Annotated in this window: 9 protein-coding genes; 3 read left to right on the top strand and 6 right to left on the bottom strand. The window is 62.0% G+C overall.

What is annotated here, in order from left to right; genetic code table 11:
* The first annotated feature begins 3 nt into the window (after positions 1 to 3).
* A complete protein-coding gene (locus NKJ90_RS24830) occupies positions 4 to 291 on the top strand; it encodes a hypothetical protein (protein WP_023762146.1) in 288 nt (95 codons plus the stop codon).
* Positions 292 to 460: 169 nt separating this feature from the next.
* Here NKJ90_RS24830 and NKJ90_RS24835 read toward each other — a convergent pair whose 3' ends face one another.
* Together NKJ90_RS24835 and hppD are read right to left on the bottom strand one after the other, a co-directional pair.
* Positions 461 to 646 carry a type II toxin-antitoxin system Phd/YefM family antitoxin gene (locus NKJ90_RS24835; protein ID WP_084025672.1) on the bottom strand — a complete coding sequence of 62 codons (186 nt, stop codon included), beginning with the start codon at positions 644 to 646 and terminating at the stop codon, positions 461 to 463.
* 64 nt (positions 647 to 710) lie between these two features.
* Positions 711 to 1826, bottom strand: coding sequence for a 4-hydroxyphenylpyruvate dioxygenase (gene hppD, locus NKJ90_RS24840; protein WP_023762148.1), 1116 nt, complete (start codon positions 1824 to 1826; stop codon positions 711 to 713).
* Between the two features lie 137 nt (positions 1827 to 1963).
* Here hppD and NKJ90_RS24845 point away from each other — a divergent pair, with 137 nt between their 5' ends.
* A complete protein-coding gene (locus NKJ90_RS24845; RefSeq protein WP_023762149.1) occupies positions 1964 to 2431 on the top strand; it encodes an Lrp/AsnC family transcriptional regulator in 468 nt (155 codons plus the stop codon).
* A 29-nt stretch (positions 2432 to 2460) separates the two neighbouring features.
* On the opposite strand, the gene NKJ90_RS24850 is transcribed toward NKJ90_RS24845, so the two are convergent.
* The 4 genes from NKJ90_RS24850 to aztA form a co-directional block, all read right to left on the bottom strand.
* A complete protein-coding gene (locus NKJ90_RS24850; protein WP_023762150.1) occupies positions 2461 to 2799 on the bottom strand; it encodes a protein tyrosine phosphatase family protein in 339 nt (112 codons plus the stop codon).
* 150 nt (positions 2800 to 2949) lie between these two features.
* Complete coding sequence (gene aztC / locus NKJ90_RS24855; protein ID WP_031261049.1) at positions 2950 to 3891, bottom strand: zinc ABC transporter substrate-binding protein AztC; 942 nt, start codon at positions 3889 to 3891, stop codon at positions 2950 to 2952.
* 28 nt (positions 3892 to 3919) lie between these two features.
* Positions 3920 to 4795: a zinc ABC transporter permease AztB gene (gene aztB / locus NKJ90_RS24860; RefSeq protein WP_023762152.1), complete on the bottom strand. Its 876-nt coding sequence runs from the start codon at positions 4793 to 4795 to the stop codon at positions 3920 to 3922.
* A complete protein-coding gene (aztA, locus tag NKJ90_RS24865; RefSeq protein WP_023762153.1) occupies positions 4795 to 5616 on the bottom strand; it encodes a zinc ABC transporter ATP-binding protein AztA in 822 nt (273 codons plus the stop codon). Before aztA ends, aztB begins: the two co-directional genes overlap by 1 nt.
* 227 nt (positions 5617 to 5843) lie before the next feature.
* Here aztA and NKJ90_RS24870 point away from each other — a divergent pair, with 227 nt between their 5' ends.
* Complete coding sequence (locus tag NKJ90_RS24870) at positions 5844 to 6188, top strand: RidA family protein (RefSeq protein WP_023762154.1); 345 nt, start codon at positions 5844 to 5846, stop codon at positions 6186 to 6188.
* Positions 6189 to 6462 lie beyond the last annotated feature (274 nt).

Raw genomic sequence — 6462 nt, forward strand, 5'->3', positions numbered from 1 at the left:
GGAATGACGGGGGACTATCTGCTGGCCGGTGTCTGGGCACTCGCCTTGCTGGCGGCCTTCATCCAGGCGATCCGGTTGAGCTACCGCGTCGAGGCGCGCACGCTCGGCCTGACCAACCGCAGCGGCTTTCCGCGCAAGGCGATGATGTTCCACACCATCACCAACATCAACGTCGCGCGGGATCTGGAAACGCAAGTCATGCGGCGGCGGATGAGCCGGCTTTTGCTGATCGTTCTTGCCGGATCTGTGGTTATGTGGGCGGGCTTGTATCTGGTGCGGTCAATCGGATGACACCATGAACCTGCCTGATCACCTGCTCGCATGTCCGGCAACCTGCATGCGATGCTATCCGGCACCTTGGTCAAGCCGCCACAGTTAGACGAGTTCCTGCTCGTTTATGACATCAAACTAAGGAAGGCAGAGGTCGAGAGGCTGGGGGCTCCAGTTGCCAATTCTCATCTTACATAATCGGCCCATCAACGGCTGAGGTAGTGCCGATGCGTGGCAGAAGGCCCACCTTCACCGGAGGGGGGAGAAGACGCGCCACCGGCTTACCGCGTCGGGTGATCACGACCTCCTCGCCGGCCTTCGCGCGCCTTACGAGTTCCGACAGCTTAGCTCTGGCTTCGGTTATGGAGACGTTCACGGCTCGACCTCTTGTGATCGGAACTTAGATCAAAGCCGATCGAGCCGCAAACGAGCTTGAGGTTTCAGGCCGCTTTGCCATCCACCTTGATCACCCCGCGCTTGATCTGGTCCTGCTCGATCGATTCGAACAGCGCGCGGAAATTGCCCTCGCCAAAGCCTTCGTCGCCCTTGCGCTGGATGAACTCGAAGAAGATCGGGCCGATCACGGTTCTCGAAAAGACCTGCAGCAGGATCTTGGTCGTGCCGCCGTCGACGACACCTTCGCCGTCGATCAGGATGCCGTGCTTCTTCATCCGCTCGATCGGCTCGTCATGGCCGTTCACGCGATCATACGACATGTTGTAGTAGGTTTCCGGCGGGCCGGGCATGAATTTCAGCCCGTTTTCGGCCAGCCTGTCGGTGGCGGCATAAATCTCGTCGGTGCCGACCGCAATGTGCTGGATGCCTTCGCCATTGTACTTCTTCAGATATTCGGCGATCTGGCTGGTCTCGTCCTTGGACTCGTTGAGCGGAATGCGGATCTTGCCGCAGGGCGAGGTGATGGCGCGGCTGACCAGGCCGGTGATCTTGCCGTCGATGTCGAAGAAATGGATCTGCTTGAACCCGAACAGGTTGCGGTAGAAATCCCACCATTTGTCCATCTGGCCACGATAGACATTGTGGGTCAGGTGGTCGAGATAGTAGAAGCCGACGCCTTGCGGCTGCGGGTCACGTTCGCCCAGCCATTCGAACTCGGCATCGTAGGCCGAACCCTTCTCGCCGTACGTCTCGATGAAATAGAGCAGCGAGCCGCCGATGCCGACGATTGCAGGCACATCGAGCGCCTTGTCGGTGCCTTCGTAAGGCGTCGCGCCTTTGGCAACAGCGTGGTCGAAAGCGTGTTTGGCATCGACCACGCGCCATCCCATGGAGGGGGCGCAGGGGCCGTGCTTGTCGACGAATTTCATCGCATGCGAGCCGGGCTCGGCATTGACGACATAGTTGATGTCGCCCTGGCGCCAGACGGTTATGTCCTTCGTGCGGTGCTTGGCCACCGGGACATAGCCCATGCGGGTGAACAGTTCGGCCAGCTTCTGCGGCTCCGGATGCGCGAACTCGACGAACTCGAACCCATCGGTGCCGGCGGGGTTGTCCTTGCTGATCTTGGCGGGTGGGGCATCGTGCGGGAAGGGGCCCATGATATTCCTCCGGGTCTGGCCTGGCCTGCAAAGGCCATCTGACGTCATCATAACGCGGAGCCGGTGCACGGTGCTTGCATTCAAACGCTTGAAATGATCATCTCATGCGCGAAATATGCACCGTGCGGGGAAAAACCATGGATGAGACGCGCATTGATCAGTTTGACCGCAAGATAATGGCGCTTTTGCAGGGCGATGCTCGGTTGACCAACAATGATCTTTCGGAACGCGTCAACCTGTCGGCGTCGCAATGCTCGCGCCGCCGCCAGCGGTTGGAGGAAGACGGCTTCATCAAGGGCTATCGCGCGGTGCTCGACCGCGACAAGCTCGGCTTCTCGCTGGTCAACGTCATCTCGGTGACATTGGCCACTCACAACCGCGACAATGCGCGGCGCTTCGGCGAACTGGTGGCGCGGCTGCCTGAGGTGCAGGAGGCGCACGCGCTGACCGGCGAGATGGACTACATCCTGAAAGTGGTGACGCCCGATTTGAAGTCGCTATCGGAATTCGTCAACGGTGTGCTCCTGCCGCACGAATCCGTGCAGCACGTGAAAACGGCGATCGTGCTGGAGACACTGAAGGAAACCGGCGCGCTGCCGATCTGACTGTTGGCCCGATTCGACCTTCGGCCGATCTACCCCTTCGACTGTTGGATCAGCCCATAAAGATTGGTGCAGCGCGCGCCTGAACGGCAATAGGCGAAGACCGGGCCGTCGAGCTCATCCAGTGCCTCGGCCTGATCCTCGACATTCTCGGCCGTGATCTGGCCGCTGATGACGGGGATGTAGCGGAAGGCGAGGCCCTCGGCTTCCACCGCCGCCTTGAGCGTGTCGGCCGAAGGCTGGCCGGGCTGCTCGTCGTCGGGTCGGTTGCAGATGACGCTCTTGAAGCCGGCGGCCTTGATGGCGGCGACGTCTTCCGGCTGTATCTGGCCCGAGACCGAATAGTCCTCACTGATTTCGCGGTATTCCATGGCAGTATCCTCGCAAACTGGTCAGGCGGCAGTCTTGCCACTCCCCGACATGTGCGGCAATCCGCACCGAAGGAATTCTCTGCCAAATAGACATTGCGCGCCAGAAAATCCAACCGGGCCGATGCGGCCCGGTTGGATGACCCTTCAAACTCAGCTGCCGAGGATCGCCCCTTTGATCTGGCGGATGTTGTTGTGCATCATGTCGATATAGGTCGAGGCCGGGCCGTCGGGTTGCGACAGCGCATCCGAATAGAGCGTGCCTCCGACCTTGATGCCGGTCTCGCTGGCGATCTGCTCGATCAGGCGCGGGTTGGTGATGTTCTCGACGAAGATCGCAGCCGCTCTGTCCTGCTTCACCTGGGTGACCAGCTTGGCGACGTCGGCGGCGGACGGTTCGGAATCGGTCGAGATGCCTTGCGGGGCGAGGAAGGTCAGGCCGTATGCGTGTTCGAAATAGCCGAAGGCATCATGCGAGGTGATGACGACACGCTTGTTTTCAGGGATCGAGGCGATCGCCGCTTTCACTTCGCCTTCGACCGCATCGAGCTTCTTGGTATAGGCGGCGGCATTGGTCTGGTAGCTGACGCAGCCGTCGGAGTCGGCCGCGCAGAAGGCTGCGGCGATGTTCTTCACATAGATCCTGGCGTTGGCAATCGATTGGAAGGCGTGCGGATCGGTGACGGTCTTGCCGCCGCCGGTGCCGGCACCTTCGGCTGCGTCCGCATCGGCGAATTCAGGCTTGAAATCGATCGGCTTAACACCCTTGGTCAAGGTGACGATCGAGGCCTTGGTGGCGCTGGCGTCGACCAGCCGCTGCAAAAACCCTTCGAAATGCAGGCCGTTGACCAGCACGATATCGGCCTTGGCCATGGCCACCGCATCGGCCGGGCTCGGCTCGTAGACATGGGCATCGCCATCCGGCCCGACGATGGTGGTTACATCGACACGGTCGCCGCCGACATTCTTGGCGAAATCGGCGATGACGGTGAAGCTGGCGACCACTTTCAATGGTGCCGCTAAGGCCGACGATGCGCCAAGGGCAGTTAATGTTATAACGCTCATCGCCAGGGCGGCGCGGATCGATTTCAGCATAGACGGGTCTCCTTTAGGGGGCGGGGGATCAGGCCGTTCTGTGACGGTGATGGACGATGCGGGCGCGCAGAATGCCGCGCGTGCCGAATAGGATCGAGGCGAAATAAACGACGCCTGCCGACAGGATGATGGCCGGGCCGGACGGCAGCGACGCGTGATAGGATAACAGCAGCCCGGCGACGCAGGAGGCAAAGCCGATCAGCACCGCCAGCACGCACATCGGCTCGACGCGCACCGTCCAGAAGCGGGCGGCGGCGGCCGGCAGCATCATCAGCCCCACCGACAGCAAGGTACCGAGTGCCTGGAAGCCGCCGACGAGGTTGAGCACGACAAGGCCGAGGAAGATGAAATGCACCGGGCTGCCCAGCCGGCTGACCGAGCGCAGGAACAGCGGATCGAGGCATTCGGCGACCAATGCCCGCCAGAAGATGGCAAGGCTGACCAATGTCACCGCAACGATGCCGCCGATCAGCATCAGCGCTTCATTGTTGAGCGCAAGCACGGTGCCGAACAGCACATGCATGAGATCGACGCTGGAACCGCGGATCGACACCATCAGCACGCCGATGGCGAGCGAGATCAGATAGAACGCCGCCATCGAGGCGTCCTCGCGCTGGATGGTGAAGCGCGAGACGGCGCCGGCGCCGAGCGCGACGATGACGCCGGCGATCAGGCCGCCGATGGTCATCGGCAGGATCTCCAGCCCATAGAACAGGAAGCCGGCGGCCGCACCCGGCAGGATGGCATGCGCCATGGCGTCGCCAGACAGGCTCATCCGTCGCAGCATCAGGAAGACGCCGATGGGGCAGGCGCCGAGCGACAGCATCAGCGAACCGATTAGCGCCCGCTGCATGAAGCCGAAATCGGCGAAAGGCGCGATGAAAAGACCGTAAAGCGCGTCCATCAGGCAGCCCTCGGCCCGACGCCGTGGTCATGATCGTGCCCGTGATCATGATGGCCATGATGATCGTGCCCATGGGCATGAGCGTCCTCACCCGGCTCGCACCAGGGCGCATTCTCTTCCCAGGCTTCGTGGAAGCGGCGGGCGCGTAAAAGGTTCTCCGGCTTCAGCGTTTCCCTGGTTTCGCCCCAGGCGATCGGCTGGCGGGCGAGAAGCAGCGTTTCGGGGAAATTCTGCCGCACCAGATCGAGATCGTGGACGACCACCATGATGGTGCGTTCCTCGCCGTGCCAGTGTTTGATCAGTGCGATGAGGTCGCCAACCGTCTTGGCGTCGACCGCGTTGAACGGCTCATCGAGCAGGATGAGCTCAGCGTCCTGCAACAGCACGCGCGCAAACAGCGTGCGCTGCAACTGGCCCCCCGACAGCGTATCGATCGGCCGCTTCTCGAAGCCGCCGAGGCCGACCGCCATCAGTGCTTTGGCGACATCATCGCGATCTTGCCTGGTGTAGCGGCCGAGCAGGCCACGCCGTGGCCACAGGCCAAGCGAGACCAGATCCACCACTCGTGCCGGAAAGGAGCGGTCGAGTTCCGACTGCTGCGGCAGGTAGGCGGCGCGAACGCCAGGCGCGCGGACGACCTCGCCGGCCATTGGTTTCAACACGCCGACAATGCCTTTCATCAGCGTCGATTTGCCGGAGCCGTTGGCGCCGACGACGGCCGTCAGCGAGCCCTTGCGGATGGTACCGTCAAGATGATGGATTGCGGGATGGCTGCCGTAGCCAAGCGTCAGGTCGCGGAATGTCAGGCATGTGTTTGTCATTCTGCGATCCGTGGGGCGGCGAAATCCGGCTGCTGTCAGCGGCCGATTGGATATGTGATGTTATTACATTAGTCAACAAGCCAATCCGGCGGAATTGCGACTGCCGGATCAACTCGCCGTGTAAGGATGTCTCACGCCGCTGGTCCAAGGCGAATTGCCCGGGCGACCTTGCCCGAGGCCGGCCGCAACTCTAAAGAGGCACGACCGACACAGCAAGGAACCATCCAATGAGCATTCGTCGCATCGACGTTGGCCCGCGCATGAGCCAGATCGTCATCCACGGCAACACCGTCTATCTGGCCGGTCAGGTCGGTCAGCCGACCGGCAACGTCGCTTCGCAGACCAGGGACATCCTGGCGGCAATCGACCAACTGCTGGCCAAGGCCGGTAGCGACAAGACCAAGATCCTGCAGGCGATCGTCTGGCTTGCCGACATGAGCACCTTTGCCGAGATGAACGCGGAATGGGACAAGTGGGTGCCGCAAGGCAACACGCCGGCCCGCGCCACCGGCGAAGCAAAGCTCGCCGGACCGGAATATCTGGTCGAGATCATTATTACCGCCGCGATCTGAGTTTTTCACCCTCCCCCATTTTGGGGGGGGGGGGGGGGAACACCCGGGGGGGGGGGGGGCCGCCCCCCCCCCCCCCCGAGCCCAAAAATAGTAGAAAAAGCCCGTGGGCGCCCCCCCCCCCCCCCGCGCCGCACCCCCACCCCGTCTCGCCATCATTGCTTCGCAATGCCGGTTCGCCGACCCTCCCCACAAGGGGCAGGGGAATCGCACATGAGTACAAAGGGACTCTTGTGTGGTGTGCGGAAATCGATTCTGAAAGGACCTCTGGATGATC

This window comes from Mesorhizobium sp. M0051 (assembly GCF_040323235.1).
In the GTDB taxonomy this organism is placed as follows: Bacteria; Pseudomonadota; Alphaproteobacteria; order Rhizobiales; family Rhizobiaceae; genus Mesorhizobium.

Bases quoted from the DNA above. Each gene is read 5' to 3' on its own strand.
- NKJ90_RS24830 (WP_023762146.1), top strand. From the start codon at position 4: ATGACGGGGGACTATCTGCTGGCCGGTGTCTGGGCACTCGCCTTGCTG.
- hppD (WP_023762148.1), bottom strand. From the start codon at position 1,826: ATGGGCCCCTTCCCGCACGATGCCCCACCCGCCAAGATCAGCAAGGAC.
- NKJ90_RS24845 (WP_023762149.1), top strand. From the start codon at position 1,964: ATGGATGAGACGCGCATTGATCAGTTTGACCGCAAGATAATGGCGCTT.
- NKJ90_RS24850 (WP_023762150.1), bottom strand. From the start codon at position 2,799: ATGGAATACCGCGAAATCAGTGAGGACTATTCGGTCTCGGGCCAGATA.
- aztC (WP_031261049.1), bottom strand. From the start codon at position 3,891: ATGCTGAAATCGATCCGCGCCGCCCTGGCGATGAGCGTTATAACATTA.
- aztB (WP_023762152.1), bottom strand. From the start codon at position 4,795: ATGGACGCGCTTTACGGTCTTTTCATCGCGCCTTTCGCCGATTTCGGC.
- aztA (WP_023762153.1), bottom strand. From the start codon at position 5,616: ATGACAAACACATGCCTGACATTCCGCGACCTGACGCTTGGCTACGGC.
- NKJ90_RS24870 (WP_023762154.1), top strand. From the start codon at position 5,844: ATGAGCATTCGTCGCATCGACGTTGGCCCGCGCATGAGCCAGATCGTC.